The organism is Parvibaculum sp., assembly GCF_039680535.1.
Taxonomy (GTDB): Bacteria; Pseudomonadota; Alphaproteobacteria; order Parvibaculales; family Parvibaculaceae; genus Parvibaculum.
Map to the genome: position 1 here is coordinate 13,728 of NZ_JBDKSS010000017.1, position 25,068 is coordinate 38,795.

Annotated in this window: 25 protein-coding genes; 11 read left to right on the forward strand and 14 right to left on the reverse strand. The window is 62.3% G+C overall.

What is annotated here, in order from left to right:
* Nucleotides 1-219: 219 nt before the first annotated feature.
* A complete protein-coding gene (locus ABFC66_RS12340; protein ID WP_346741266.1) occupies nt 220-1,065 on the forward strand; it encodes a MoxR family ATPase in 846 nt (281 codons plus the stop codon).
* A 149-nt stretch (nt 1,066-1,214) separates the two neighbouring features.
* On the forward strand, nt 1,215-2,390 hold the full coding sequence (locus ABFC66_RS12345; protein ID WP_346741267.1) for a VWA domain-containing protein: 1,176 nt from the start codon (nt 1,215-1,217) through the stop codon (nt 2,388-2,390).
* On the opposite strand, the gene ABFC66_RS12350 is transcribed toward ABFC66_RS12345, so the two are convergent.
* The 5 genes from ABFC66_RS12350 to ABFC66_RS12370 form a co-directional block, all read right to left on the reverse strand.
* Nucleotides 2,387-3,082, reverse strand: coding sequence for an ABC transporter ATP-binding protein (locus ABFC66_RS12350; protein WP_346741268.1), 696 nt, complete (start codon nt 3,080-3,082; stop codon nt 2,387-2,389). The two genes, ABFC66_RS12345 and ABFC66_RS12350, sit on opposite strands and share 4 nt — an antisense overlap.
* A complete protein-coding gene (locus ABFC66_RS12355) occupies nt 3,079-4,329 on the reverse strand; it encodes an ABC transporter permease (protein WP_346741269.1) in 1,251 nt (416 codons plus the stop codon). Before ABFC66_RS12355 ends, ABFC66_RS12350 begins: the two co-directional genes overlap by 4 nt.
* Before the next feature lie 12 nt (nt 4,330-4,341).
* The gene (locus ABFC66_RS12360; protein WP_346741270.1) at nt 4,342-5,346 is read right to left on the reverse strand and encodes an efflux RND transporter periplasmic adaptor subunit; all 1,005 of its coding nucleotides are present in this window, start codon (nt 5,344-5,346) and stop codon (nt 4,342-4,344) included.
* A 128-nt stretch (nt 5,347-5,474) separates the two neighbouring features.
* Nucleotides 5,475-8,750, reverse strand: a complete 3,276-nt coding sequence (locus ABFC66_RS12365; protein ID WP_346741271.1) for an error-prone DNA polymerase — start codon at nt 8,748-8,750, stop codon at nt 5,475-5,477.
* 19 nt (nt 8,751-8,769) lie between these two features.
* Entirely contained in the window at nt 8,770-10,371 is a 1,602-nt protein-coding gene (locus ABFC66_RS12370; protein WP_346741272.1) for a DNA polymerase Y family protein, read from the reverse strand.
* A gap of 149 nt (nt 10,372-10,520) precedes the next feature.
* Here ABFC66_RS12370 and ABFC66_RS12375 point away from each other — a divergent pair, with 149 nt between their 5' ends.
* A complete protein-coding gene (locus tag ABFC66_RS12375) occupies nt 10,521-10,781 on the forward strand; it encodes a hypothetical protein (RefSeq protein ID WP_346741273.1) in 261 nt (86 codons plus the stop codon).
* 17 nt (nt 10,782-10,798) lie between these two features.
* Nucleotides 10,799-11,068, forward strand: a complete 270-nt coding sequence (locus ABFC66_RS12380; protein ID WP_346741274.1) for a hypothetical protein — start codon at nt 10,799-10,801, stop codon at nt 11,066-11,068.
* Nucleotides 11,069-11,084: 16 nt separating this feature from the next.
* Here ABFC66_RS12380 and ABFC66_RS12385 read toward each other — a convergent pair whose 3' ends face one another.
* From ABFC66_RS12385 to ABFC66_RS12415, 7 genes are all read right to left on the reverse strand, one after another.
* On the reverse strand, nt 11,085-11,891 hold the full coding sequence (locus ABFC66_RS12385; protein WP_346741275.1) for a damage-inducible mutagenesis protein: 807 nt from the start codon (nt 11,889-11,891) through the stop codon (nt 11,085-11,087).
* A 71-nt stretch (nt 11,892-11,962) separates the two neighbouring features.
* Nucleotides 11,963-12,490 carry a flavin reductase family protein gene (locus tag ABFC66_RS12390; RefSeq protein ID WP_346741276.1) on the reverse strand — a complete coding sequence of 176 codons (528 nt, stop codon included), beginning with the start codon at nt 12,488-12,490 and terminating at the stop codon, nt 11,963-11,965.
* Between the two features lie 23 nt (nt 12,491-12,513).
* Nucleotides 12,514-13,131 (reverse strand): class I SAM-dependent methyltransferase, encoded by a 618-nt coding sequence (locus ABFC66_RS12395; protein ID WP_346741277.1) that lies wholly within the window; start codon nt 13,129-13,131, stop codon nt 12,514-12,516.
* 48 nt (nt 13,132-13,179) lie between these two features.
* Nucleotides 13,180-14,067 carry a hypothetical protein gene (locus ABFC66_RS12400; RefSeq protein WP_346741278.1) on the reverse strand — a complete coding sequence of 296 codons (888 nt, stop codon included), beginning with the start codon at nt 14,065-14,067 and terminating at the stop codon, nt 13,180-13,182.
* A 31-nt stretch (nt 14,068-14,098) separates the two neighbouring features.
* Nucleotides 14,099-14,488: a DUF3574 domain-containing protein gene (locus tag ABFC66_RS12405; protein ID WP_346741279.1), complete on the reverse strand. Its 390-nt coding sequence runs from the start codon at nt 14,486-14,488 to the stop codon at nt 14,099-14,101.
* 6 nt (nt 14,489-14,494) lie between these two features.
* Nucleotides 14,495-14,701: a hypothetical protein gene (locus ABFC66_RS12410; RefSeq protein ID WP_346741280.1), complete on the reverse strand. Its 207-nt coding sequence runs from the start codon at nt 14,699-14,701 to the stop codon at nt 14,495-14,497.
* A gap of 56 nt (nt 14,702-14,757) precedes the next feature.
* Entirely contained in the window at nt 14,758-15,789 is a 1,032-nt protein-coding gene (locus tag ABFC66_RS12415) for an NAD(P)/FAD-dependent oxidoreductase (protein WP_346741281.1), read from the reverse strand.
* Nucleotides 15,790-16,046: 257 nt separating this feature from the next.
* Between ABFC66_RS12415 and ABFC66_RS12420 the strand changes: the two genes are divergently transcribed.
* A complete protein-coding gene (locus tag ABFC66_RS12420; RefSeq protein ID WP_346741282.1) occupies nt 16,047-16,379 on the forward strand; it encodes a chorismate mutase in 333 nt (110 codons plus the stop codon).
* 21 nt (nt 16,380-16,400) lie between these two features.
* On the opposite strand, the gene ABFC66_RS12425 is transcribed toward ABFC66_RS12420, so the two are convergent.
* Nucleotides 16,401-16,721: a 2Fe-2S iron-sulfur cluster-binding protein gene (locus tag ABFC66_RS12425; protein ID WP_346741283.1), complete on the reverse strand. Its 321-nt coding sequence runs from the start codon at nt 16,719-16,721 to the stop codon at nt 16,401-16,403.
* A gap of 242 nt (nt 16,722-16,963) precedes the next feature.
* Between ABFC66_RS12425 and ABFC66_RS12430 the strand changes: the two genes are divergently transcribed.
* The 6 genes from ABFC66_RS12430 to ABFC66_RS12455 all read left to right on the forward strand — a co-directional run bounded on the left by ABFC66_RS12430 (nt 16,964) and on the right by ABFC66_RS12455 (nt 23,713).
* Nucleotides 16,964-18,520 carry an alkaline phosphatase family protein gene (locus tag ABFC66_RS12430; protein WP_346741284.1) on the forward strand — a complete coding sequence of 519 codons (1,557 nt, stop codon included), beginning with the start codon at nt 16,964-16,966 and terminating at the stop codon, nt 18,518-18,520.
* A gap of 76 nt (nt 18,521-18,596) precedes the next feature.
* Nucleotides 18,597-18,932, forward strand: a complete 336-nt coding sequence (locus ABFC66_RS12435) for a GIY-YIG nuclease family protein (RefSeq protein WP_346741285.1) — start codon at nt 18,597-18,599, stop codon at nt 18,930-18,932.
* A gap of 131 nt (nt 18,933-19,063) precedes the next feature.
* A complete protein-coding gene (locus tag ABFC66_RS12440; RefSeq protein ID WP_346741286.1) occupies nt 19,064-20,095 on the forward strand; it encodes a hypothetical protein in 1,032 nt (343 codons plus the stop codon).
* A 154-nt stretch (nt 20,096-20,249) separates the two neighbouring features.
* On the forward strand, nt 20,250-20,648 hold the full coding sequence (locus tag ABFC66_RS12445) for a hypothetical protein (protein WP_346741287.1): 399 nt from the start codon (nt 20,250-20,252) through the stop codon (nt 20,646-20,648).
* Between the two features lie 111 nt (nt 20,649-20,759).
* Nucleotides 20,760-21,890 (forward strand): NAD(P)/FAD-dependent oxidoreductase, encoded by a 1,131-nt coding sequence (locus tag ABFC66_RS12450; protein ID WP_346741288.1) that lies wholly within the window; start codon nt 20,760-20,762, stop codon nt 21,888-21,890.
* Nucleotides 21,887-23,713: a chloride channel protein gene (locus ABFC66_RS12455; protein ID WP_346741289.1), complete on the forward strand. Its 1,827-nt coding sequence runs from the start codon at nt 21,887-21,889 to the stop codon at nt 23,711-23,713. Before ABFC66_RS12450 ends, ABFC66_RS12455 begins: the two co-directional genes overlap by 4 nt.
* Nucleotides 23,714-23,740: 27 nt before the next feature.
* Here ABFC66_RS12455 and ABFC66_RS12460 read toward each other — a convergent pair whose 3' ends face one another.
* Nucleotides 23,741-25,057: a DsbA family protein gene (locus tag ABFC66_RS12460; RefSeq protein WP_346741290.1), complete on the reverse strand. Its 1,317-nt coding sequence runs from the start codon at nt 25,055-25,057 to the stop codon at nt 23,741-23,743.
* Nucleotides 25,058-25,068: the final 11 nt, after the last annotated feature.

Genomic DNA, 25,068 nt, shown 5'->3' on the forward strand with positions numbered 1-25,068 from the left:
TCAATGAAATCAATGACTTATATATATTAAAACGGGCGTTCGACGGGTAGTTTTGGCCTCTCCCGGCAATTCCTGCCGGGCAGATGCTCACGCCTGATGAGGCGCGGCGCGGCCTTTTTCTTGAATGGCCCGAAGCGAGGCCCTAGTTTCGTGCCCGTTCTGCCATTGCAATATATATGGAGCGCGGCAACGCGCCCCGGGGAGAGGAAGCCGGTTCCCATGAAGTTCGAAGGTACAGAGAATTACGTCGCGACCGAAGATCTGCGCGTCGCGGTCAATGCGTCGATCACGCTGCAGCGCCCCCTCCTGATCAAGGGCGAGCCCGGCACGGGCAAGACGGTGCTGGCCGAGGAAGTCTCCAAGGCGCTCAATGCCGAGCTTATCACCTGGAACATCAAGTCGACGACCAAGGCGCACCAGGGCCTTTATGAATATGACGCGGTGACCCGCCTGCGCGACAGCCAGCTTGGCGACGAGCGCGTGAAGGACATCAGGAACTACATCTCCAAGGGCAAGCTCTGGGAATCCTTCGAGCGCGATACCCGCCCTGTTCTTCTCATCGACGAAATCGACAAGGCCGACATCGAATTCCCGAACGACCTCCTGCAGGAGCTCGACCGGATGGAGTTCTATGTCTACGAGACGAACGAAACGATCAAGGCGCGCCAGCGTCCGATCGTCATCATCACGTCGAACAATGAGAAGGAATTGCCGGACGCCTTCCTGCGCCGCTGCTTCTTCCACTACATCAAGTTCCCGGACGAAGACACGATGCGCGCCATCATCGACGTCCACTTCCCGGGCCTGAAGGGCAAGCTCGTTCAGGACGCGCTCAACATCTTCTACGAAATCCGCGAAGTGCCGGGCCTGAAGAAGAAGCCGTCGACCTCGGAACTCATCGACTGGCTGAAGCTTCTGCTCTCGGAAGACATCTCGCTGGAAGCGCTGCGCGAGAAGGACCCGTCCAAGCTCATTCCGCCGCTCCATGGCGCACTGCTGAAGAACGAGCAGGACGTGCATCTCTTCGAGCGTCTGGCGTTCCTCGCCCGTCGCGAGCGGAACTGACGGCCGTCGCCTACTCCTGTCATCCCCGGGCTTGACCCGGGGATCCAGGACCGCAGGCACGGAGCAAGCGGTACTGGATTGCCGGGTCGAGCCCGGCAATGACGACGCAAACAGATTTGGATTGCTCCGAACGCATCTGGAGAACGCTCATGTTCGTCCACTTCTTTCACGAGCTCAAAAAAGCGAACATTCCCGTCTCGCTGCGTGAATATCTCATGCTGCTCGAGGCGATGGATTCGGACGTCATCGATCGCAAGGTCGAGGACTTCTATTATCTCTCCCGCTCCGCTCTGGTGAAGGACGAGCGCAACCTCGACAAGTTCGATCAGGTCTTCGGCCATGTCTTCAAGGGCCTCGACCTGATGAACGAAGGCCAGACGGCCGAGATACCCGAGGAATGGCTGCGCAAGCTCACCGAGAAATTCCTGACCGAAGAAGAAAAGGCGCAGATCGAGGCGCTTGGCGGCTGGGAAAAGATCATGGAGACGCTGCAGAAGCGCCTCGAAGAGCAGAAAGAGCGCCACGAAGGCGGCAACAAATGGATCGGCACCGGCGGCACCTCCCCCTTTGGCGCCTATGGCTACAATCCTGAAGGCGTCCGCATCGGCCAGAAGGAAGGCCGCCACGGCAAGGCTGTGAAGGTCTGGGACAAGCGCGAATACAAGAACCTCGACGACTCGGTCGAGCTCGGCACGCGCAACATCAAGGTTGCCCTGCGCCGCTTGCGCAAATTTGCCCGCGAAGGCGCGCCGACGGAACTCGATCTCGACGACACGATCCGTTCGACCGCACATCACGGCTATCTCGACATCAAGATGGTTCCGGAGCGGCGCAACAAGATCAACCTGCTCGTGTTCTTCGACATCGGCGGTTCGATGGACAGCCACATCAAGCTCTGCGAGGAGCTTTTTTCGGCGGCCCGCACCGAGTTCAAGAACATGGAATATTTCTACTTCCACAACTGCCTCTATGAAGGCGTGTGGAAGGACAACAAGCGTCGCCACAATGAGAAGATGGCGACCTGGGATGTGCTCCACAAGTTCCCGGCCGACTACAAGGTGGTCTTTGTCGGCGACGCCAGCATGTCACCCTATGAAATCACCTATGCAGGCGGTTCCGTCGAGCACTGGAACGAGGAGCCGGGTGGCCTCTGGATGGAGCGCGTGACGCAGATTTACGAAAGCTGCGTCTGGCTCAATCCCATTGCCGAAAAGCATTGGGAGTACACGCCTTCGCTTCAGATCATCAAGCAGATCATGGGCGAGCGCATGTATCCGCTGACGCTGGAAGGCCTGGACAAGGCCATGCGGGAACTGAGCCGCTAACGCCGCTCGTCCGACACGATGCGGCCGTCGACCAGATGCACGTTGCGCTGTGTCGCGGCCGCAAAGTCCATTTCATGCGTGACCGCGATGACGGTCCTGCCCTGCTCACGCACCAGCCGCGCGAAGATTTCCTGAACGATCTTGCTGTTCTTTGTGTCCAGATTGCCGGTCGGCTCGTCGGCGAGAAGGATCAGCGGATCGTTCGCAAGCGCACGCGCGATGGCGACGCGCTGGCGTTGACCGCCGGAGAGTTGGTCAGGTCGTTTCGTCGCCTGATCTGCCATTTCGAGTCCAGCCAGAAGACTCATGCCCCTTTCTTTCATATCGCCCTCGGAAAGCGCGCCCAGCCTGCGCATTGGCAGCATGATGTTCTGCAAGACGTCGAATTCCGGCAGCAGAAAGTGGAACTGAAAGACGAAGCCGATCTTGCGGAGCCTGATCGCCGCGAGTGCGTTCGCGTCCAGCCCCGTCGTCGATTGGCCGTCGATCAACACTTCGCCATTCGTGGGCACGTCGAGAAGTCCCAGAAGATAGAGCAGCGAAGACTTCCCGGATCCCGACGGGCCGGTAATGCTGACGAATTCACCCTTGTCTACCGACAGATTGATGTCGCGCACCAGCGTGACAGGCACCGCCTCCTGAAGGATCCGCGTAACGCCCCGCGTTTCGACGACGACTGACGCTTCGCTCACGCGGCCCCCCGGATGATGTCAACGGGCCGAACTTCGGATGCCTTGTGCGCCGGGTACCAGGCCGCCACGATCGCCGAAACCAGCGCGAAGACGCCGCCGATCGCATAGGGACGGAAGCTCCAGTCGAGCACGAAGCCTTGTCTCTCCGTCATTCCCGGCACTGTGAACTTGAGCGTCGAGACAGCCTCGAGAAGGCCGCGCCCGATGCCCCACCCGAGCGACATGCCCAGCAGCCCGACCAGAATTCCCTGAATGAGGAAAATGAGCTGTATGTCGAAGGCGTGAAATCCCATGGACATCATGATCGCGATGTCGCGCCGTTTTTCCATTACGACAGTTGAGATGATGTTGAATATTCCAAATGCGGCAACGACCATGATCGCGCTGACGATCGAATAGGTGATGGCGTTTCGAATGACGAAGAGTCCGAGAATGTCGCGGTTCACTTCCTGCCACGACTCGGAACGGTAGCCCCACCTCGCCTCGAGACCTGCGGCGAACGTCTCGGCATCGTCGGGATTTGGAATCTTGATGCGTATCTGGTTCGCGATGAAGGCCTTGTCGAGCAGGACCTGCGCGTTCTTCAGGAGGACGTAGACCTGCCCCTCATCGAGCAGAAGGTTCCCGACATGAAAGATGCCGACTACCTTCATGCGCTTGACGAGGCCCGATGGAGCAATGACGGTCGCGAGATCGTCCATCTTGAGGCCGAGCTTTTGCGACATGCCGGAGCCGATGACGATGCCGTCTGCCGTCGTCTTAAGCCGGTCGAGGCTCCCCTCACGCATGTCGCTTTCGACCTGGGTGAGAAACTTCTCCTTGGCCGGATCGATACCGGCGACCGAGGCGCTCACATCCTTGTTGGCGTAGCGCACGATAATCTGGCCGGTGAGCGCGGCTTCCGCTATGACGCCGCTGCGCTGGGACAGCTCCTCGACCTTCGCGCCATAATTCTTGATGCCGCGCAGATATTCGCGCGGCTTGGTGCGAACGAGCGAGATCGCCCCCGTTGGATAGGCAAGAAAGACCGGCTGCGTCGTCGGATTGCGAAACTCGTCCTTGATCGTGATATGCGGCGCATTGTTGACGAGCCGCTGCGTGAAATCCTGCTCGGACCCCGACATGATCGACGAGGTCGCGATGAAGAAGCCGACCCCCAGAGCCACACCCAGCATTGAGACGAGCGTCTGCCGCCGCCTGTTGGCGAGCTGGGCAATCGCGATGGACAGGGCGACGCGCCAGAGCATGCGGCCCTCCGCCTATGGGGTTGCGACGCGCAGCCGTGCGCCGGGCTTGAGCGTCGATGGCGGATTGAGGATGACAATGGCGCGGTCGCCGAGACCTGTCCTGATCTCGGCCTTGTCCTTGGCTACCGCGCCGAGCTCAACCTTCACTTGCACCGCGCGGCCATCGACAATGGTCCAGACTGCGCCGCCCGACAGGGCTGAAACCGGAACGAGAAGCGCGTTCTCCTGCTTGCGGACCACGATATTGATTTCCGTCGTCATGCCCGAAAGAAGCGGCGTGTCGGAAGGCAGCGCAATGTGGACGCGATAGGTTCGCGCCACGGGATCGCCATAGGGTGTGATGTCAGCAACGGTGCCCCTGAGCACCTCACCATTGAATGCGTCCGCGCGGATCAGTGCCTCCTGACCCGGCTTCACCTTGGTGATGTCTTCCTCATCGACCTCCGCGTCGATCTGGAGCGCGGAAGGATCGCCGACAATGAAAAGCGTCTGCTGCGGCTGCACCATGTCGCCGACCTTGAGCTGCTGCTCCGAGCGAAGAACGACGCCCGCAATCGGTGCGCGAATATAATGATCCTCAAGCTTCGCCTTCGCCGACTTGAGCGCGGCATCGGCGGCGCCAAGCGCGCTTTCCGCCTGATCGAGCGCGGCGATGCTGACATTACCGGAGCGCCGGAGCTTACGCGCTCGCACGGCGTCGGCCTCCGCCAGCTTCAGCTTCGCCTGAAGTTGGTCGACATTGGCGGCGTCTTCCCCGAGATCTATGACGGCAAGGACATCTCCCGCCGCGATGCGATCACCCTCTTTCGCCTTCAACTCGATGACTCGACCCGAAATCTTCGATCCGGTCTCGGCATAGCTGCGTGGCTCGACGGTGCCTGTCGCATAGACCGCCTCGACGGCAAGGCCTCGCTCGGGCTTCGTTACCGCGACGGCAGGCGGGCGCAGCAGAAAGAATGCGCCGACAGCGAGGCACACGGCGACAGCAACGCCAATCCATATCCACCTGTTCAGCAAGACGACGCCCCGTTCTCCCGCTAGTCCGGCAATTCATCCATTCAAATTAGCCGGGCTTGAGGGTCCCGGCCAGTCCGGCGATTTACCTAGGCAGTATAGCTCCTTAGAATCTAAACGGTTCGAAATCATCAATGAAAGTCCCTGCTTTTCGGCAGGAACCGTGCTGCCCTCAATTGCTGCTCCTCGGCCATTGCGAGCTTCCTCTGGCGCGCGTCGGGAGATGCATTCCTTACATGATCGTTATGGGAGAGATTGGCATCGCCGATCTCTCCCAGCGACGACAGGCCGGACAGTTCATGCGTCAGGTCTTCGAGTTCGTCGGCGATCACATGCACGACCATGCCCTCCCTCTGCACACGGCCTTTCACGGCAAGGAGCCTCGATGTCAGAACGATGCGCCGGTAACGTTCATAGGTTCGTGGCCAGATGACGATATTGGCAATGCCCGTCTCGTCCTCCAGCGTCGCGAATATGACGCCGCTCGCCGTGCCCGGCCGCTGCCGCACGAGAACGAGGCCTGCGAGTTTTACTCGGGCATCAGCATCGATTTCCGCGAGCCACGCATGCGTAACGACGCCACGCGCACTCAGCCGGTTGCGAAGGAAAGCGAGCGGATGCGCCTTCAGGGAGAGGCGTATCGTCGCGTAGTCGAGTACGACATGCTCGCCGAGTGGCATGGTCGGGAGCTGCATTTCCTCCTCTCGCTGAAATCCGCCCTCCTCGAGCGCAGCGAAAAGAGGCAACGCAACGGGTTTCACTCCACTCTGCCCGTCGCCATATCCGCCAAGCCCACGCACGGCCCAAAGCGCCGCGCGCCGGTCGAGCCCCAGCGATCTGAAAGCGTCTGCATCGGCGAGCTTTTCGATGGTGCGAGGCGCAAGCCCTGTCCTGAGCCAAAGATGGCGCACGGAATCGAAACCCTTTCCCCTCACCTCCATGACCTTCTCCCCTGTCTCGCCTTGCACGCCCTTCACCTGCCTTATGCCAAGCCGCACGGCGCGGAGCGCTTTTCCCGGCACCGCTTCGAGCGTGCAATCCCAATCGCTGAAGTTCACATCGACGGCGCGCATCTCCACACCATGTTCGCGGGCATCGCGGACGAGCTGAGCCGGGGCATAGAAGCCCATGGGCTGCGAATTGAGGATCGCCGCGCAGAAGACATCCGGATAATGGCATTTGATCCAGGCGGAAACATAAGCAAGCAGTGCGAAGCTCGCCGCATGGCTTTCCGGAAATCCGTAATCGGCAAAGCCCTCGATCTGCTTGAAGCAACGTTCGGCGAAATCAGGATCGTAATCATTGGCGATCATGCCGGAGATGAATTTCTCCCGGTACTTGCCGATAGTTCCGACGCGACGGAAAGCGGCCATGGCGCGACGCAACTGATCTGCCTCGCCGGGCGTGAAGCCCGCCGCGACGATGGCCATTTTCATCGCCTGCTCCTGAAAGAGCGGCACGCCCAGCGTCTTCCTCAACACCTCTTCCAGAGCAGGCGACGGATAATCCACCTCATCGGGATTTTCGCGCCGCTTCAAATAGGGATGAACCATGCCGCCCTGAATGGGCCCCGGCCGCACGATCGCGACTTCAACGACGAGATCGTAGAAATTTCGGGGCTTGAGGCGCGGCAGCATCGACATCTGCGCCCTGCTTTCCACCTGAAAGACGCCGATGCTGTCGGCCTTGCAAAGCATGTCATAGACTGCGGCATCACCCTGCGGCACCGTCGCAAGGTCAAGCTTGAGGCCGTAATGCTCATCAATAAGTTCGAAGGCGCGGCGGATGCAGGAGAGCATACCGAGCGCTAGCACATCGATTTTCAGAATGCCGAGCGTGTCGAGATCGTCCTTGTCCCACTCGACGAAAGTCCGCTCCGCCATTGCCGCATTGCCGATAGGCACCACTTCTTCGAGCGGCCCCTTCGTGATGACGAAGCCACCCACATGCTGCGAAAGATGACACGGAAAGCCGATGAGTTCGGCTGCGAGCGCAAGCGCCATTTCAAGGCGTGGATCGGCGGGATCGAGCCCTGTCTCCCGCGCATCCTCGCCCGACACACCACGATTGGACCAGCCCCACGTCGAACGCGCCAACGCATTGATGACGTCTTCCGAAAGGCCGAAGACCTTGCCGACATCGCGGATGGCGCTGCGCGAGCGATAGGAAATGACGGTCGAGGCAATGCCTGCGCGGTCGCGCCCGTATTTCCCGTAGATGTACTGAATCACTTCCTCGCGTCGCTCATGCTCGAAATCGACATCAATGTCCGGTGGCTCATTGCGGTCCTTCGAAACGAAGCGTTCAAAGAGAAGATCGATTTCGGTCGGATTGACAGAGGTGATGCCGAGGCAATAGCAGACGGTGGAATTCGCCGCCGATCCGCGCCCCTGACAGAGAATGCCAAGGCTTCGGGCATGGCAGACAATGTCATGCACGGTCAGAAAATATGGCGCGTAGCGCATCTCCTCGATCAGTGCGAGTTCATGCTCGATCGTTGCAGAAATCTTCTCCGGCACACCGTCAGGAAAACGCCAGGCTGCCCCTTCACTCGTCAAGCGAACGAGCAGTTCTTGTGGCGTTTCATTCTCCGAGAACGTGTCGGCGGGATATTCATATTTGAGTTCGTCGAGCGAGAAGCGGCAGCGCTCCATGATCTTCAGGCTCTCGTCGAGCGCTTCCGGCAGATGCGGGAAAAGCCGCGTCATTTCCGCATCGGATTTCAGATGGCGTTCCGCATTGGCTTCGAGGCGGAAGCCTGCCGTCTCCAATGTGCAATGCTCGCGGATACAGGTCAGAACATCCTGCAGAGGCCGGCGTTCGGGTGCGTGGTAGAGCACGTCGTTCGTGACCACCAACCTGGCGTCCGCATCGCGAGCGAGACGTTCAAGCCCCATGAAACGCCGCGCATCGTTTCCGTCATATCGGGGCGCCAGCCCAAGCCAGACCGAGCCCGAAAACGCCTTTGCCAATATCCGCAGCGCATCACCGAAATTCGGCGATGGATCGTCTGGCGGCATAGCGATGAAGCAATGCCCTTCGCCATAGGCAAGAATATCGCCGAGCGTCAGATGGCATTCTCCCTTCCTCGCGCGCCTGTTGCCGAGAGTGAGAAGCTTCGCCAGCCTGCCATAGGCGGCGCGATCTTCCGGATAGGCGATGACCTCGAATCCATCCTCCGTCACGAGCCGCGCGCCGACGAGAAGGCGAACTCCATTCGCTTTCGCCGATGCATGCATGCGCACCACGCCCGCCAGAGTGTTGCGATCCGCGACACCGATAGCGGTGAGTTCCAGCGCCTTCGCAGCCAGCACCAGCTCGTCCGCATGGGAACCGCCATGCAGGAAACTGAAATTCGTCATCACGGCAAGTTCGGCGAAACCGCCCTTGCGGGAAAAGCGGATCATCTTGCTCTCCTCATCGCCTTCATCCGAAAATCCCATGCAGATACCAGCGCGGCATTTCCTCATCGCGCTGATAGAGGCCGTCGCGATAGAGCCAGAAGCGGCGGCCCTCCCTGTCTTCGACGCGGTAATAATCGCGTGTCCGCCCGCCATCGCGTCTCCACCATTCGGGTGCGATACGCTCCGGCCCTTCCGATCTCACAACGTGATGCAGAATGCGGCGCCAGCGGAAGCTGCGCGGCGGACCTTCCGGCACTTCGGCCGTCACCTCGATCTGTTCGGCGCAGGCGAGCATGCGCAAGGGCCGCCCTACCACGCCGTCGAGTTGCTGCAATTCCGGAATGCGCCAGTCATTGGGCGATATGAAAGACGCGGGCGGCATCGCCTCTCCCATTGCAGGTGTAGTTGCAACCGCGCGTTCGGGAATATGGCTCGCGCAAGGTTTCAGGCGGCGCACGCGCGAAGGGCCGAGGCGATTGCTGATCCTGTCGATCAACGCGTCAATGTCCCGTTCGTTACCGCCTTCGCCTGACAGAGCGGATTGCGACGGTGACATGGCATCGACGGCGAGCGCTGCAAGGCTCATCGCCTCGATGCCGAAGCCCGCATCGAAATCGTCGCCGGCCTGTTTCAGCTTTTCGCGGAAGAGCCGTGCGAGATGTTTCACGTCGCGCGAGGGCGCGCTGGTGCCGGCGAGCAATCTCGTTACGTCTCCATCGACACGAAAGAGAAGAAGTTCGAGCCGCCGCGCCCCCTTCAGATCGCGCGTCAGAAGATCGCAGAGTTCGACGGCAAGACGCTCCACCGCCGTTTCAATATCCTCGACGCGTGTCAGCCCTTCGGCGAAAAGAAGCCGCGCGCGAAAAGGCACCAAAGGCATTTCGGGAGAAATGGGTTCCGCCGCTCGGCCCAGCGCTTCGTCGAGACGGCGCGCGACATCGGGACCGAAGCGCGCAGTGACAGGCGCGCGCGGACGCCCGTAAAGATCGCCGACCCGTTTCAGCCCAAGCCTGTGGAGCCCGTCGCAAATATTGGGCGAAAGCCGCAAGGCGCGGATGGGTAGCGTTTTAAGCGCATACTCTTCCTCGCCATCCGGCAGAACAAAGACCTGCCGCTCTCCGAAGCGGGCAAGCGCCCAGGCCGCGCCGGGCGTCCTCGCCGAAACTGCGCGCGCGGCGATGCCGAAGCCCATGAGGCGCGCCACCAGATCGTCGAGAAGCGCCGCCTCGCCGCCGAAGAGATGATCGCAGCCGGTTATGTCCATGAGAATGCCGTCTGGTTCCGAGCCAGCCCCATGCGCATCCGGCGCCGTCCAGGGCGTATAGCGCCCACACCAGTCGGCGAGTTTCTTCAGCGCGGCAGCATCGGCGGCGAGATCGGCGTCGCGCACTTCGAGACCCCGACAAAGCGCCATGGCATCGGTGACGAGTTGCCCCTCCTCTATGCCCTCCTGTGCCGCGGCGCGATTGCGCGCGGTGATGCGGAGCCCTCCTTGCCCGGGCATGGCAAGGGCGAGCGGGCGTCTGCGATCAGGTTTCTCACCCTTTGTCTTCAGCGCCCTGAAGAGCCGATCCATCGGCCAATGCGGCAGGAAGACCGCAACGATCCGTCGCCGCCCCATCATCGACACGCCATCCGAAATAAGAACGAAACAGGAACATAAATCTGACTCCCTCCGGACAGAAAGGCGAGTCAAAAATTTTGACCACCCTCAACGCTCTTTCGCTTCGTTCACGCTAAGATGAAGCTTCATCCAAGGAGAGGCTGTCCGAGATGGAATCCAGACGCGCATTACGAATTGGCTTTCTGGCTTGCTTCACGCTGCTTGCGGCTGCCTGTGCGGACCCCGCTGCCGAAAAGGCGCGTCTCGATGCCGTCGACAATCAGAATTGCATCGATCTCGGCTTCAAGCCCGGCACGGAGCCCTATGGCAATTGCCGGCTCAAGCTGAAGGAAATCCGCGCCAAGAACGAAAGTTCGCAATCGCCCAATCTAAATTTTGGCGTCGGCGTAGGCGTCGTTCATGGCCTTTAAATTCTGAGGAGATCTGAATGCGCAAATGGTTTGCGGTAGCAGCGCTCCTGATAGTCGCCGCATGCATCAGCCCCGAGGAACAGGCGGCGAGAGACGCCGCCCGGCGCGCGGCCGACGAACGCGAATGTCAGAGCCTCGGCTTCAAGTCCGGCTCGACCGCCTTCGCCAATTGCCTGCTGAAGCTCAAGGAGATCCGGGCGCAGGAAGAAAATACCCGCGCCATCGATCGCGCCAATACCATGCCGCCGCCCTGGTGGGGGCCGCACTACGGCCCGCCTTATTGGTGACGGCGCAGTTCGGCGATCATCCGACCAGTTCCAGCATCTCTTCTCTTCGTATCCCGCTGTCGCCAAGCTCGCGATCCGGCGCAGAGAATTTTTGCCGCCCGACATCCCATTCGACGAGCCAGGTCGCACCACCCTCTGCGCCGCGGCAACGCTCCAGCTTCGCATTCCAGCGTGGCCGACCAACCAGCCCCAGGGACTGGCCGGCGAAACGAGGGGGCGACGAACTGGGCGCGGCAGCGACGCGCCAGCGCGTAACGGCAACGCTCGCATCGGCGCTCTCATGCCCGGTGAAGAGGAGAAGCGGCGTCCCGCCTTCTTCCGCCGCAAGCTGCAAACGCCGCGTCGCAACGAGATCGAGCGCTTTCGCCCGCCCATCGATTTCACCGACGATTGCCGCGAAGGCACCGAGCTTCAGTGCTTCTTCCAGCACCCAGAGAAGATCGACCTCGCGCGCGGGCGAGATCAGAACGAGCCGGGCCGGGTCGAGCCCGAAAGCGGCAAGCCCGGGTCCGTAAAGCCCGCCCATATCGAGAGAACCCCGCCCGCCTTCACACCAGAGCAGAGGAGCCGAAGGCTGGGCGCTAGCAAACTGTGCAGCGAGCGCGGCAACAAAGCCGACCCCGGCTCCCATATCGCGATAATTCACCGTCGCAACTTCATGCAGGGCATTGCGACGCAACCCGCCGCCCGGCAGGGCCTGATCGAATGGTGCGCCCAGCGGCATGACGCCAGAAGCGCTTTCACCCACAATGTTTCCGCCCCCCTCAAAGGAGGCGATACGAGCACGCAATTCGGCAATGAGCCCGGCGGATCGTCTGGACATGGCGAAGATCCTCGGATTTGTTCCTGTTCCGTTCTAATCAACACCTGTCATGAAGTCAACCATCCCCGCGCCTAGCGCATGCCGGACTTCAGCCGGATCGCCTCGCCATCGACGACGAAATTGCCATAGCCGTGATGATGGATGGTCTTCGGCCGCTTCTGATCGGGATCGATCCAGGCCTTCACCACCTCGAGAATGAACATGCTGTAGCGGTTCACCTCGCGCGTATCGCTGACGCGGCATTCGAGATTGGCGAAGCATTCCTTGATGAGCGGCGCGCCGACATTCTTGGCCGGCAGCGGCGTCAGACCGAAACTCTCGAACTTGTCGATGTCGCGGCCCGACGAATTGCCGACTTCCACCACCTTCGACGCGAGCTTGCGCGCCGGAATGGCGATCACGCATTCCTTCGTCGCACGGAGCATCTCGAAGCTGTAGGCGCTGCCGACGACGCAGGCGACGAGCGGCGGCTCGAACTCGACCATCATGTGCCAGGACATGGCCATCACATTGGCGCGGCCCTTGCGCGCCGTCGTGAGCATGACCACGGGTCCCGGTTCGAGCAGTTGATAGACCTTGGATAAGGGTAGATCCTTCATGGCAATCACCCCGAAATGAAGACCTATCCCTCCGCGACGCCCCAATAGTTGAAGCCCGCGATGCGGGGCGTCGAGGGAAGATACATGGTCTGGAGATCGGCAATCCTGAAACCGCCACGCTCGACGAGCTCAGGAATACGCCGGTTGAGATTGCAACCGCCGAAAAGTAAGCGCCAGACAGGATTGACGCGGTTCTGCCACTTCAGCACATCCGTATCGGGCGCTGCGCCATGCTCACAGAAAACGAGCTTGCCGCCCGGCTTCAGCACACGGCGCATGCCTTCAAGGGCCTTCACCGGGTCCGGGATCGTGCAAAGGCTGAAGGTCATGAGCACCGTATCGACGCTCCTGTCATCGAGCGGGATCAGTTCCCCTGGCAATCCGACGAACTCGACAGGAAACGGAAGATCCTTCGCACGCTCGCCCGCAAGCTTCCAGGACGCCTCGGAAGGATCGAGACCGATCACCTTCTTCACCTTGGCGGGATCGTAATAAGGAAGATTGAGCCCGGTACCGATGCCAATTTCCAGCACCGTTCCCTCCGCCATGGGCACCACCTTCTTGCGTTGATAGCGGATCGGCTTCGAACCGCAGGCGCAGTTGATGATGTGCGGAACGATGTGCTTCTCGTAAAACCCCATGACGCTCTCCCCGTTCTCATTTTCAGGGATTATGGGCGTCGGCGTCGCTCAACGCCACTCGGAAACGCCGAAGCGCACAAGGCGATTGCCGTCGACCGGACCAAGCGTGCGGCCGCGCCCCTTGAGCGCCAGCGCGGCGGCGCGAAGCAGGCGCTTTTCGCGGAGCTGACTTGCACGCTTCATCCCGCTGGAAAGCACATCCCAGATCGTCTCCGGCGCAAGCAATCCGACATGTCCGGCTAGCGCCCTGCCTTCGACAGCGCGGGCCACGAGCGGATCGGCGATCCGCCCTCTCCTGTGCGGCGCGCCAGCCTCTCTCGTCCCGTCGGCCACATAGGCCGCGGCAAGCGAAGCGAGAGCGGCGCTTTTCGCATGAAGCGCCACGCGGTCGGCAACTCCGGATGACGGAAAATGCGCATATGCGCCGAACAGCGCTACGCCGCCCGATTGCCCATCGCCCAACATGCGCAGGAACTCGCCGGTCACGAGCGGCAGCGAGAGATCGGCAGGCAGAACCGCCCCACCCCCGACGTGAAAGGAAAGCGCATCGCCGAGCGAGACGACAACGATGTCGCAAGCTCCTGCATTCCTCATCGCCTCCGCGACCACGTCGCAAACCGCACCAGGCAACGCGACGAGCAGAGGCGGCAGATCCGACGGCTGCGCCGTGGGAACAGCCTGTGCCATGGCACGCATCGCATCAGATGCCAGCCGTCCGGCATGACCACGCGGCAGGAGATCGAGTGAGCTTCGGGCATTCGCGATGAGTTCGGCATCCGCCATGAGCGTTGCGGCAGTCTCGCGGGCGGCATCGAACCCCGCATCGAGCGCCGCATGCGCACCCTCGCCGATAGCGGCAAGGCGCATCAGGCCCGGCCAGAGCTCGAAACTCTTTTCCAGATATGTCTCGGTCTTGAGCATGGCTTGTTTTCGCAAGGACACCTCCCGCTGTCCAGAAGCCAAGGCGTCACTCCACGACATTCACCGGCTGGTCCGTCTGCAGGACGGACTGCTGGCGGAAGCGCTTCACATAAGCCTCCCGGATATCCGCAATCGCCTTCGCGGTCGCGGCCGTTTCCGGATGAACGATGATGACGATGCGCGCCGGCTCCGAGATGATCCTGGCCGATTGGCCCTTCGGATCGCGCCATTGCCCTGTGCCGCTCAGGACCGTGAGCCCGTCGGGAAAACGAGGGGTCACCGTCTCGGCGAGAAAGCGGGTCCATTGCCGCTCGCTGACGCGGCCGCCACCGGGCATTCCCAGGCCGAAATAGAGCTTGGTCTCGATCGCGGCCGAACCCGCCAGAGCCGGCATCGCCAGAACGAGCAGAAGAAAAATGAAGACGAACCGCTTCATACGAATTCAGCCCTGCTCCTGCTCGACCTTCTTCTTGAACCAGGCGATCGCAAAAGCGGCGCCCGGCCAGAGATAGCTGATGCCCATGAGCGGACGGAAGAAATGCGAGGGGATCTGGAACTTGAAGAGGAAAGACGCCATCACGACAGCAAGCGAAGCAAGGCTGATTGCGAGGGCGAGATAGCTGATGCGGAGCGCGGTCTGGTAGGTCATGCGTAAATTATGGCATGCCCCGCCGCGCTCCGCATCATTTGCGATCCGTCAAAATCTCAGGCGACGCCGAGCTTCTTCTGCAGGCTCGTCGACGAGGTCGTGTACTGGAACGTGATCTTCGCATCGGGATTGACGATGCGGGCCGCCGCCTGCGCCATCAGCGCCACCTCGTGGAACCCCGACAGGATCAGCTTCAACTTGCCCGGATAGGTGTTGATGTCGCCGACAGCGAAGATGCCAGGCGCATTGGTCGCGAATTTCTCGGTATCGACCGGGATGAGGTTCTCATGCAGGTTGAGGCCCCAGTTCGCGATCGGGCCGAGCTTCATCGTGAGGCCGAAGAAGGGCAGCAGCGTATCGCAGGCAACGTCGAACTCGACATTGTCATTGCCTTTGATCGTCACGCCTTCGAGCTGGCCGTTGGCGCCGTGCAGCTTCGTCACCTGGCCGAGATGGAACTTCATCTTCTCTTCCTGCACGAGGCGATGCATCTCGTTCACGGAAGCGGGCGCTGCGCGGAAGCCGTCACGGCGATGGATGAGCTGCATGGAAGCGGCGATGGGCTGGAGATTGATCGTCCAGTCGAGCGCGCTATCGCCGCCGCCCGAAATCAGAACATTCTTGCCACGGAAGTTCTCCATCTTCTTCACTGCATAGAAGACGGACTTGCCCTCATATTCTTCGATACCGGGAATGGGCGGACGCTTCGGCTGGAAGCTGCCGCCGCCGGCCGCAATCACGATGACCTTTGTGTGGAAGGTCAGTCCGCCATCGGTCTTCACGATCCAGCTGCCGTCTTCCTGGCGCTCGACCTGCTCGACCTGCTCACTGAAATGGAATTGCGGGTTGAAGGGCGCCGCCTGCTCCATCAGCCGGTCGGTGAGTTCCTGACCGGTGACGAGCGGAAGGCCCGGAATGTCGTAGATCGGCTTTTCAGGATAGAGCTCGGCGCACTGCCCGCCCGGACGATCCAGAATGTCGACGAGATGGACCTTGAGATCGAGAAGGCCAAGCTCGAAAACTGCAAAGAGGCCCACGGGGCCCGCACCGATAATGACTACGTCTGTCGTGATCGTCTCTTCAGCCATCTCTGTCACCACTGATCCATCAGGGAAATAACAACAATTATATTGTGTTATTTTTTATATTTCACACCACGCGCGGCCTATATAGGTCGCCGCCGCGGCAACGCCAAGCGAAAACTGCAATGCCGACCTAAGCGCCTGCGCCCTATGGTTTTTCATGAAATTCGAAAAATTTCACGAGTGACATGGCGCTGTCTCGCACTATGTTGCACCGCATCGCAAGTGTGAGGATAAAGCGCGTCGCCGCCCGGGAGAGCAACATGGTCAAGTGTCACACAATGGCGGAAGTTCGGCGCGAGATCGACCGGATCGACCGGGATCTGGCGAAGTTGCTCGCCGAGCGGCAGGGCTATATCGAGCAGGCCGGGCAGATAAAGGGCGAACGCAGCGCCGTCCGCGACGAGGCCCGCATCGAGGACGTCGTGCAGAAGGCACTCGCGGCGGCGACACAATACGGCCTCTCCGCCGCAATTGCCGAGCCGGTGTGGCGGCTCCTCATCGAGAAGTCGATCGAGCACGAGTTCGCGGTCTTCGATGCGAAGACGCCAAGAAATGCTGGCTTCGACGCGAAGACGCGCAAAGCCGGCGAATAACGATTAAGCGAAAAAAGCCCGTCAGAACTGCTTTTCAGGCGTCGTGACGACGAGGCCGTCGAGCGCGTCCGTGACCTTGATCTGGCAGGACAGGCGCGAGTTCTCGCGGACGTCGAAGGCGAAGTCGAGCATGTCTTCTTCCATGCTCTCGGGCTTGCCGACCTTATCCATCCACGCCGCATCGACATAGACATGGCAGGTCGCGCAGGCGCAGGCGCCGCCGCAATCGGCATCGATGCCGGGGATCATGTTCTTGATCGCGGCTTCCATGACGGTCATGCCGTTCTCGACCTCGACGGGATGCTCCTTGCCGTCATGTTCCTTGAAGATGATCTTGGTCATGTCTGATGCCGGATTCTTTAACAGTTATAAGGACTTGGACGTGACGCCGCGCGCCCCGCAGGCGAGCGTGACGTGGTGAGGTAGCATGCGGTTATGACGAGGTAAAGTGCGGTTTTGGAGAGGCAAAAAGGCGAGCAAAACGCGCCCCCGGCCGAAATCGCGATTCACTTCTTCGCCGCAGCGTCACGGGGCTAGCATAGGCTGACCGGAATCAGCCGAAAAACAATCCCCGGAGCCCGCCCATGCCCTCGCCCGCCGCCCCGCTGAACATCCTCTTCATCACGGCCGACCAGTGGCGCGGCGAATGCCTGTCGACGCTCGGCCACCCGATGGTGAAGACGCCGAACCTCGACGCGCTGGCAGCCGATGGCGTTCTCTTCAACCGGCACTATGCGAACGCAGTCCCCTGCGGCCCGTCGCGCGCCTCGCTGCACACGGGCATGTACCTCCAGAATCACCGCTCCGGCACCAACGGCACGCCGCTCGACGCCCGTCATACCAACTGGGCGAAGGAAGTGGCCCGCGCCGGCTACGATCCGGTCCTTTTCGGCTACACGGACACGAGCCAGGACCCGCGCGAGGAAGACCCGGAAAGCCCGTGGCTGCGCACCTATGAAGGCCCCCTTCCCGGCATCCGCCCCGTCTGCATGATGGGCACATGGCCAACGCCGTGGACGGACGATCTCGCGGCCAAGGGCTTCGCGGTGCCGGAAGACATCCGCCTCGCCTATGGCAAGCGCGAGCCCGGCGCGGACTATGAGGACGGCGCGGCGACGCCGAAGCCCCTCGTCTATCCGGCGGAGGAAGACGACACGGCCTTCCTCGTCAACCGGCTGATGGACTATATGGGAAGCGCCACGAAACCCTTCGTCGCGCATCTCTCGCTCCTGCGGCCGCACCCGCCCTTCGTCGCGCCGGAGCCCTGGAACGAGATGTACGATCCGGCGGACGTGCCGGGCTTCACTCGCACCGCGACGCCCGACGAAGAAGGCGCGCAGCACCCCTGGCTCGCGCATCAGCTTTCGCGCCGCCTCTTCCGCGCCTCATCGAACGAGAAGAAGCTCCGCCGCATGAAGGCCGTCTATTACGGCCTCATGTCCCGCGTCGATGCGGAGATCGGCCGCCTCGTCGCCTTCCTGAAGGAAAGCGGCCTGTGGGAGCGCACGCTGATCGTCTTCACTTCGGATCATGGCGAGCAGATGGGCGACCACTGGCTCCTCGGCAAATGCGGCTATTTCGATGCGTCCTACCGCATTCCGCTCATCATCCGCGACCCGCGCAAAACGGCTGACGCCTCGCGCGGCCATGTCGTCACACGCTTCAGCGAGAATGTGGACATCATGCCCACCATGCTCGACGCGCTCGGCCTCGAAACGCCGGTGCAATGCGACGGCAAACCGCTGACGCCCTTCCTCGAAGGCCGCGAGGGATATGAGATGGGCGCCTCCGCGCCCGGGAAGTGGCGCGACGCTGCCCATTGGGAATTCGACTTCCGCGACCCCGCCGACGACGCGGCGGAACAGGCGCTCGACCTCACGCTTCATCAGTGTACGATGAACATCATCCGCGACGAGAAATTCAAATATGTCCACTTCACGTCCCTGCCGCCGCTCCTCTTCGACCTCGAAAAGGACCCGCAGGAATTCGTGAACCGCGCGAACGACCCCGCCTATCTCCCCGTGGTGCTGCAATACGCCCAGAAAATGCTCTCATGGCGCATGAACCATGACGAGCAGACGCTGACGCATATTTCGATAACGGATGACGGGCCGGTGGCGAGGGCGGCGGATAGGTGGTGAGAGGCTCCTCATCTCTTTAAGACGTGGATGGCCCGCATAAAGCGGGCCATGACGTTCTTTCTTCACCTTATGCGTCATGGCCCGGCTTGTCCGGGCCATCCACGTCTTACATGATGAGCATATGAAGGGCGGTTGGGTTTACATCATGACGAAGAGACCGGATGGAACGCTTTATGTTGGCGTGACGTCCGATATCGCACGACGCGCGTGGGAGCACCGCGAGGGCATCTTCGAGGGGTTCACGAAGCAATATGGATTGAAGCGTCTCGTTTATATGGAACGGCACGACGACATAGAGAGCGCTATACAGCGGGAGAGCCGGCTAAAAAAATGGCCGCGCGCCTGGAAGGTGCGTCTCATTCATGGCGTCAATGCTGACTGGGATGATCTTTACGAGACGTTGCAAAGGTGAAGACGTGGATGACCCGGACAAGCCGGGTCATGACGGTTTGGTAAGATGGTGTTTTCTCGCACTAGCGCACTCCCCGCCGACCGTGCATCATCCGGGGACGGATTGGACTTCGACAGACTGTGCGGGGGCGCATGAGCGAAGAATTGGTTTGGGGGATTGTCTTTGTTTTGTCGGCGCTTGGCGGGATCGGGGGGCTGATCCTGCTGCATCGCTCCGCGCTCAACGACGCACTGACGCGGGCCACCCGAGACAAGCTTGATCAAATCGGGCAACTGAAAGATGCCGCCGACAAGGCGTCCGAGATCGCAGCGGCGGAACTTCAGGCGGCAGCAGCCCGGCTTGCCGAAGCGGACAAGACCGCGACGGCGACACGGGTAGCGCTGGAAGATCAGATTCAGGCGCTCGAGGGAAGCGTGAAGTCGCTTGAGAGCGAGGTTCGGGCGACGCAAGACACGTTAAGCGCAAAGGAAAGCGAGCTTCGGCCTTATCTTGCCAAGGAGCAAGGCTTGCGCGGCAGGCTCGATGCGATGAAAGCAGTCTGGCTCAGTCCGCAAATGGAAGAAGGGGACTGCCAGACCTTGTTGGCACGGAACCTCTGGGTTCTCTATCCCGACTATGTCGTAGACCATAGGTTTCACATCGACGGCGAGACATGGATTTCGACCGCATTCAAGAGCCACTTCGAACGCGACAGCGCGGACTGGGTGGACTCCGATAAGGCCTGGCGCCTTCGCGTGGGCGCTTCCTGCCAGCCAGATTTCTGCGGACCAGCCATCTCTACAGCCAGCTTCGACCAACCCGAAGATGTTTATCTCATCATCGAACTAAAGCGCCCCAACGTCACGATCTGCTGGGACCATATTGAGCAGGTGCATGCCTATGCCCTAAGCCTGATGCTCAATGTCGGCAAGAATCTGCGTGAAAAGCGGATCGACTGTCTGGTCATCGGCGGGGCACTCAGCGACGACGTCAACGACGCGCATCTGCGCTGGGGTAAGGAAGCGCATCATGCAATCCGCATCGTTCCGATGACCTATGCGCAGCTCCATGACCGCGCCTGCCGGATCGCGGCGCCCTTCCTCGACGGCGCATTCGCGGATGCGGAGGCTGCCGTGCCGCCTATAGCGCAGTTGGAGGAGGCTACCGAGGTGGCTGCGGCTTGACCGGTCTGGCGCAAGGAAGACGTGGATGGCCCGGACGAGCCGGGCCATGACAGAAATGTAATAAAGCGAGCGGCGCTCGACCCTATTCGCGGGGGCTGAGACAAATCCCGCCGCCGTGGTAGTCTCCCGCCGAACAGCCTTCCAGGAGTTTGAAATGGCGATGAAGACGATCGGGCGCGGTGTGGCGGTGGCGGCTCTGGCCTGTGCGGTGGCGCTGCCGGCGGCGGCGGCCAATATCAAGGCGCGGTTCGGGAACACCATGCTCGGCACGCGGCCCGACGGCACGGTGCTGAAGCTCTATTACAACAAGGACCACAGCTTTTCGGGCGAGATCAAGGTGCCGGGCCGTGAAGGCGTCTTCGTGACCAAGGGCACGTGGCGGCTGGATGGCAAGAACCTCTGCGTGACGCCGGAAGGCCCGGAGGGCCAGAAGGGCGCGGAGAGCTGCACCCTGCTCAAGGGCGACAAGGTGGGCGACACCTGGAAGACGACCGTTCAGGGTACGGATGGAAAGCCCGTCGAGCAGACGGTGAAGATCGTCAAGGGGCGCTGATCCCGATCGGGACAGCCGGAATTTCCCGCGTCCCCCATGAAAAGCCGACGCATGCGCGCGCATTCGTGGCATAAGGATTTCAACGGGAAATCGGCCGGGATGGACTGAAAGGTGACGGAGAGCGCCGAAGTCGAATGCGTGGTGGTGGGCGCGGGCGCCGTGGGGCTCGCGGTCGCGCGGGCGCTGGCGCGGGCTGGCCGCGAGGTCGTGGTGCTGGAGCGCGCCGGGGCCATCGGCACCGGGATTTCGGCGCGGAACAGCGAAGTCATTCACGGCGGCATCTACTATCCGGGGGGAAGCCTGAAGGCGCGGCTCTGCGTCGAGGGGCGGCGGATGCTTTACACCTATCTCGACCGGCACGGCCTGCCCCATCGCCGTTGCGGCAAACTCATCGTGGCGAATGATGCGGCCCAGGAGGCGGAGCTGACGCGGCTGGCCGAGCGGGGCCGCGCGAACGGCGTCGAGGGCCTGACCTTCCTTACCAGCGCGGAAGCCCGCGCACTGGAACCGGCGCTCCGCTGCACCTCCGCCCTCTCCTCACCCGAAACCGGCATTCTCGACGCGCATGGGTTCATGCTGAGCCTTCAGGGCGAGATCGAGGATGCGGGCGGCGCGATTGCGCTGGGAAGTCCGCTCATCCGGGCGGAGGCGAGCGGCCGGGGCTTCGCGCTGCATGTGGGCGGCGCGGCGCCGATGCGGCTCAACGCGCGGGTGCTCGTCAACAGCGCCGGGCTTTCGGCCCCTGCCGTGGCGGCGCGGACCGAGGGGCTCGCGCCTGAGCATGTGCCGCAGGCGCATTATGCCAAGGGCAATTATTTCTCGCTGACGGGCGCCGCGCCCTTTTCGCGGCTCATCTATCCGATACCCGAGGCGGCGGGGCTCGGCGTGCATCTGACGCTCGACCTTGGCGGGCAGGCGCGGTTCGGCCCCGATGTCGAATGGATCGATCCGCTGTCTACGGACGAAATAGACTATGCCGTCGATGCGCGGCGGGGCGATGGATTCTATGCGGCGATCCGCTCTTATTGGCCTGCCCTGCCCGATGGCGCGCTTCAACCGGCCTATGCGGGCGTGCGGCCGAAGCTCGGCGGGCCGGCGGCGGCGAGCGACTTCGTGATCTCGGGGCCGGAGGCGCATGGGCTCGCCGGGCTCGTCAACCTCTTCGGCATCGAAAGCCCGGGCCTCACCGCCTCTCTCGCCATCGCGGATGAAGTGGCCGCGCGTCTCTCGGAGGCCGCATGAGCGCCTTCGCCGCACGCGCCGCGCAGATCGGACGCCGCCTCGCCCGCGCAGCGCTTTACCGCTATGCCGCATTCCGGCGCGATCTCCGCAGCCATGAGGGCTGGCTGATCCTGCTTTGCGCGCCGCTCGGCGCGGCGGTCGGCGTCGGCGTCTTCGCGGTGCGCGAAATGGTCTATGCGCTGCACGCGTTCAACTTCGGCTTTGCGACGGGAAGCTATCTCTCCGCGCAGACGCATATCGACATGATGCGGCTTGTGGCCGTGCCTGCCGGGGTCGGCCTCGCCTTCGGCCTGCTCGCCTACTGGATCAGGCGGCGGCGCTCCGCCGACATCACCGACCCGGTGGAGGCGAACGCGCTGTTCGGCGGGCGCATGTCGATGCCGGATTCGATCCGCCTCACCGTGGCGACGATGCTTTCCAACGCGGCGGGCGCGTCGGTCGGCATGGAAGCCGGATACACGCAGATGGGCGCGGCGCTCTTTTCATGGATCGGGCATTATTTCCGCCTGCGCCGCGACGATGCGCGCATCTTCGTGACGGCGGGCGCAGGCGCAGCCATCGCGTCTGCCTTCAACGCGCCGCTGGCGGGCGCCTTTTACGGCTTCGAACTCGTGCTCGGAAACTATGCGCCCCGCGCGCTCGCCCCCGTTGCCATCGCCTCGCTGGCGGGCACGCTCGTCGTCCGCATTCTCGGCGGCGAGGAGCCGCTTTTCGCGGTGGCGACGAACTTCCAGTTCGTGCCGATCTACTACGTGCTCTTCGCCATCATCGGCGTGGGCGCGGCGGGCTTCGCCATCCTCACCATGCGCGCGGTGACATGGGCGGACTATCTGCTCAGATGGGCGCCGATCTGGGCGCGGCCCGCGCTTGGCGGCGCGATGCTGACGGCGCTGGCGCTTTTCTCGCCGCAGGTGCTGGGTTCGGGCCATGGCGCGATCCAGTATCAGCTCGAACATGACCGCAGCTTCATCGCGATCGCCGCGCTGCTTCTCGGCAAGCTCGCCGCTTCGGCGCTGTCGCTCGGCGCGGGCTTTCGCGGCGGCATGTTTTCATCCTCGCTCTTTCTCGGCGTGCTGTTCGGCGGCGCCTGCGTCTCGGCGATGAGCCTCGTCGCGCCCGGGCTCGCGGATCAGGACATCGCCTTCATGCTGGTCGGCATGGGCGCCGTGGGTGCGGCGATCATCGGCGCCCCTGTGACGATGGTGCTGCTCGTCCTCGAAGGCACGGGCGACTTCCCGATCACCATGGGCGTACTCGTCGCGGTCGTCACCGCGTCGACCATCGTGCGTCTCACCTTCGGCTATTCCTTCTCGACCTGGCGCTTCCATCTGCGCGGCATGCCGATCAAGAGCGCGGAGGATGTGGGTTGGATCGCGGACCTGACCGTTGGAAGGCTGATGCGCGCCGACCCGCGCACCGTGCCTGTGAACATGCCGCTGATGACCTTGCGCAAGACAGTACCACTCGGCACGGCGACGCGCGTCTTCGCGGTGGACGATCAGGGGCGCTATCGCGGCATGGTGGAATTGGCGACGGCTCACGACCCCGATCTCATCGACGCGGCGGCAGGCCTCGTCGCCGGCGATCTCGTCGAGGGCCGCGGCTTCTATCTGCTGCGGAACGAAAACCTGCGCGTGGCGATGAAGCGCTTCGAAACTTCGGAACTCGAAACGCTGCCCGTGCTCGACAGCAGCGACGACCGCCGCGTCGTCGGCTATCTTACCGAAGCCTATGCGCTGCGCCGCTACGCCGTGGAACTCGAACGCCAGCGCGGCGGCACCGCGACAGAGGTCTTCCCGCTCGCGCCGACGAAGAATGTTTGATGGGTGCTTCGGGCGCACGCGCCGCGATCACGCGTCGCTGCCGACGATCCCCAGAATATCCTCCTCCAGCGCCCAGAAGCGGTCCTGGCCCCAATGGGCGGGCATGTCGTTGACGCGGAAGGTGGGCGCCCCCCAGAGGCCGGCGGCGAAGAGAGCCTTGCGGTTTTCTTCCGCGATGGGACGCCAGCTTTCGTCGGCGAGTGCGGCCCTGACGGCCGCTTCATCGAGGCCGGCGCGGCGGGCGACGTCGTAGAGGCCCTCGTCAGAGGCGAGGTCGATACCGTCGGCAAAGGCGGCGCGCTGGCCAAGCTCTGCGAAGGCTTCGCCGCGTCCGAGGCCGATCGCGCGATGGAGGACGGCAAGCGCGCGCTCCGCGCCCGCACCGACGGGATCGACAACCGTACCGAAGGGAATGCCCGCCTTCTCCGCCTCGCGCTTCGTGTCGAGCATGATGTACATGCGCTTGACGCGCGGCACGGGCAGACCGCGCATGACCATGGGCAGGATGAAGCGCAGGCGCAGCTCGGCGCCGTAGTGGTCCGCAAGCTGCTTCATGCGCGGAAATGAAATCCACGAATAAGGACTGCGGAAGGAAAACCAGTAGTCGATGACGAGGCGCGGGCCGCCTTTGGAATAGTTCGCAAGACGCAGATCGCGGCGGGGCGCGATCTGGCGCGCGCCCTTCGGCATTCTGTCGAGGCCCGCCTCGGCAAGCCGTTCTTCCAGATGGCAGAGGCGATCGATGCCCCAGTACCATTCGCCTTCGAAATGGAACATGCCGCCGAGATAATGGCCGAGACGCTTTCGTAGCGCGTCGCCTTCGGCAAGGCGCTGTGAGACGGCGTCCGGCGTCGACGCGCCATGCCTCGCCGCGAGGTCGTGCAGCGCGGCGGCATCGCCTGCGAGGAGCGCATGGCCGGCAATCGGCGCAAGCTCGACGAACATGCCCTTCGCGATCAAGGCAAGCAGCACGCTGTTGCAGAGCGCGACAAGCTCCGCATCCGGCGCGGAGGCGTCTGCGGGAAATTCGTAGCCATATTCAGCAGCGAGGCGCACTGCGTCCCTGAGCGCATAGGCTCGCAGCATGGCGCGCTCGGGCGCAGCGGAATCCTCTGGCGGAGAGACGAGCATCGGTACCAGATCCAGGGCGTAGCGATCCGCGATGGCGCGAAGCGATTGCGCGGCGACATGGCTGTAGGGATCGTCCGCCTGATGAAAATAAAGGACGGTGGGCCTCGCCCCTCTCAGCCGGCGGCGAGCCGCATGAACGGTGCGGCGCGCATCGCGCAAGGCACGGCTTGTGAGAAACGTGCTTCCGGCGCGGCTCAGGGCAGTCTTGATCACAGGCTCTCTCC

Excerpts from the sequence above, each read along its gene's own strand:
- ABFC66_RS12455 (WP_346741289.1), top strand. The coding sequence starts at position 21,887 with ATGAGCGCCTTCGCCGCACGCGCCGCGCAGATCGGACGCCGCCTCGCC.
- ABFC66_RS12405 (WP_346741279.1), bottom strand. The coding sequence starts at position 14,488 with ATGAAGCGGTTCGTCTTCATTTTTCTTCTGCTCGTTCTGGCGATGCCG.
- ABFC66_RS12410 (WP_346741280.1), bottom strand. The coding sequence starts at position 14,701 with ATGACCTACCAGACCGCGCTCCGCATCAGCTATCTCGCCCTCGCAATC.
- ABFC66_RS12445 (WP_346741287.1), top strand. The coding sequence starts at position 20,250 with ATGGCGATGAAGACGATCGGGCGCGGTGTGGCGGTGGCGGCTCTGGCC.
- ABFC66_RS12395 (WP_346741277.1), bottom strand. The coding sequence starts at position 13,131 with ATGGGGTTTTACGAGAAGCACATCGTTCCGCACATCATCAACTGCGCC.
- ABFC66_RS12380 (WP_346741274.1), top strand. The coding sequence starts at position 10,799 with ATGCGCAAATGGTTTGCGGTAGCAGCGCTCCTGATAGTCGCCGCATGC.
- ABFC66_RS12440 (WP_346741286.1), top strand. The coding sequence starts at position 19,064 with ATGAGCGAAGAATTGGTTTGGGGGATTGTCTTTGTTTTGTCGGCGCTT.
- ABFC66_RS12435 (WP_346741285.1), top strand. The coding sequence starts at position 18,597 with ATGGCCCGGCTTGTCCGGGCCATCCACGTCTTACATGATGAGCATATG.
- ABFC66_RS12415 (WP_346741281.1), bottom strand. The coding sequence starts at position 15,789 with ATGGCTGAAGAGACGATCACGACAGACGTAGTCATTATCGGTGCGGGC.
- ABFC66_RS12385 (WP_346741275.1), bottom strand. The coding sequence starts at position 11,891 with ATGTCCAGACGATCCGCCGGGCTCATTGCCGAATTGCGTGCTCGTATC.
- ABFC66_RS12420 (WP_346741282.1), top strand. The coding sequence starts at position 16,047 with ATGGTCAAGTGTCACACAATGGCGGAAGTTCGGCGCGAGATCGACCGG.
- ABFC66_RS12425 (WP_346741283.1), bottom strand. The coding sequence starts at position 16,721 with ATGACCAAGATCATCTTCAAGGAACATGACGGCAAGGAGCATCCCGTC.
- ABFC66_RS12345 (WP_346741267.1), top strand. The coding sequence starts at position 1,215 with ATGTTCGTCCACTTCTTTCACGAGCTCAAAAAAGCGAACATTCCCGTC.
- ABFC66_RS12375 (WP_346741273.1), top strand. The coding sequence starts at position 10,521 with ATGGAATCCAGACGCGCATTACGAATTGGCTTTCTGGCTTGCTTCACG.
- ABFC66_RS12340 (WP_346741266.1), top strand. The coding sequence starts at position 220 with ATGAAGTTCGAAGGTACAGAGAATTACGTCGCGACCGAAGATCTGCGC.
- ABFC66_RS12430 (WP_346741284.1), top strand. The coding sequence starts at position 16,964 with ATGCCCTCGCCCGCCGCCCCGCTGAACATCCTCTTCATCACGGCCGAC.
- ABFC66_RS12365 (WP_346741271.1), bottom strand. The coding sequence starts at position 8,750 with ATGATCCGCTTTTCCCGCAAGGGCGGTTTCGCCGAACTTGCCGTGATG.
- ABFC66_RS12355 (WP_346741269.1), bottom strand. The coding sequence starts at position 4,329 with ATGCTCTGGCGCGTCGCCCTGTCCATCGCGATTGCCCAGCTCGCCAAC.
- ABFC66_RS12390 (WP_346741276.1), bottom strand. The coding sequence starts at position 12,490 with ATGAAGGATCTACCCTTATCCAAGGTCTATCAACTGCTCGAACCGGGA.
- ABFC66_RS12370 (WP_346741272.1), bottom strand. The coding sequence starts at position 10,371 with ATGATGGGGCGGCGACGGATCGTTGCGGTCTTCCTGCCGCATTGGCCG.